Source organism: Microcella sp. (genome assembly GCF_030645145.1).
In the GTDB taxonomy this organism is placed as follows: Bacteria; Actinomycetota; Actinomycetes; order Actinomycetales; family Microbacteriaceae; genus Microcella.
Genome location: NZ_JAUSMI010000022.1, coordinates 1 through 1,403, shown reverse-complemented (window position 1 = coordinate 1,403; position 1,403 = coordinate 1). Strand labels below are relative to the sequence as shown.

At 74.3% G+C, this 1,403-nt stretch carries 2 protein-coding genes; both read left to right on the top strand.

What is annotated here, in order from left to right:
• Positions 1-763, top strand: a 763-nt coding sequence (locus tag Q7T15_RS01410; protein ID WP_304692531.1) for a Rossmann-like and DUF2520 domain-containing protein, incomplete at its 5' end; no start/stop codon positions are given.
• The coding region (gene panC / locus Q7T15_RS01405; protein WP_304692529.1) for a pantoate--beta-alanine ligase at positions 760-1,403 on the top strand (644 nt) is incomplete at its 3' end. The genes Q7T15_RS01410 and panC, both read left to right, overlap by 4 nt.

Here is a 1,403-nt window from a genome sequence, read left to right as displayed (position 1 = left end):
GCGCCTGGGCGTCGGCATCATCGGCGCCGGCCGCGTCGGGCCCGTGCTCGGCGCCGCCCTCGCCGGCGCCGGCCACGCCATCACCGGCATCTCGGCGAGCACCGACGACGAGCGCGAGCGCTCCGCGAGCATCCTCCCCGGAGTCCCGCACCTCGAGGTGCAGGCCATCATCGAGCGCAGCGAGCTCGTCATCCTCGCCGTGCCCGACGACCAGCTGCCCGGCCTCGTCTCGGGGCTCGCGGCGCTCGGCGTGTGGCAGCCGGGCCAGCTCGTCATGCACACCTCTGCGGCGCACGGGGTGCGCGTGCTCGACCCCGCGCGGCCCGCGGGCATCATCCCTCTCGCGGTGCATCCGGCCCTCGCGTTCACCGGCACGTCGATCGATCTGGTGCGCCTGCGCGAGGCCTGGTGCGCCGTGACGGCGCCGAGCCCCGTGCTGCCGATCGCGCAGGCCCTCGTCGTCGAGATGGGCGCCGAGCCGATCGTCGTCTCGGAGGAGCACCGCGCCGCCTACGCCGACGCCATCCAGTCGGCCTCCGACTTCTCGACCGCGATCGTGTCGCAGGCGATGGGCGCCCTGCGCGACATCGGCGTCGACGAGCCGGGCCGCGTGCTCGGAGCGGTCGTGCGCTCGGCGGTCGAGAACGCGCTGCGATCCGCGGCCGTCGATAGCATCGACCTCGCGGCGCTCGCCGATGCGGGGGCGGATGCTCCCGCCGAGGCCGATCCGCGCGACGACCGCCCCGATTCCGGAGACGCATGAGCCCCACCCCGCCGCCCGTCGAGACCACGATCGACGGCCTGCGCGCCCGGCTGGACGCCGAGCGCGCCGCGGGCCGCACCGTCGCGCTCGTGCCGACCATGGGGTCGCTCCACGAGGGGCACCTCGCGCTCGTCGACCGTGCCGCGGCGCTCGCCGACGAGGTCGTCGTGTCGATCTTCGTGAACCCGCTGCAGTTCGGGCCGTCGGAGGACTACGACCGCTACCCGCGCGATCTGACCGCTGACCTCGCGGCGCTCTCGGGCTGGGGAGTGTCGGTCGTGTTCGCGCCGACGGTCGCCGAGATGTACCCGAGCGGGCCCATCGACACGCGGGTATCGGCCGGAGCGGTCGGCGAGATCCTCGACGGAGCATCCCGCCCCGGCCACTTCGACGGCATGCTCACGGTCGTCGCGAAGCTGCTGATGATCGCCACCCCCGACGTGGCCGTCTTCGGCGAGAAGGATGCGCAGCAGGTGTTCCTCGTGCAGCGCATGGTGCGCGACCTCGACGTGCCGACGCGCATCGACGTCGTCGAGACCGTGCGAGCCTCGGATGGACTCGCGTTGTCGAGCCGCAACGCTTACCTGTCGCCGGAGCAGCGGGCGGCCGCGCTCGCGCTCCCGGGCGCGCTCGCGGCCGC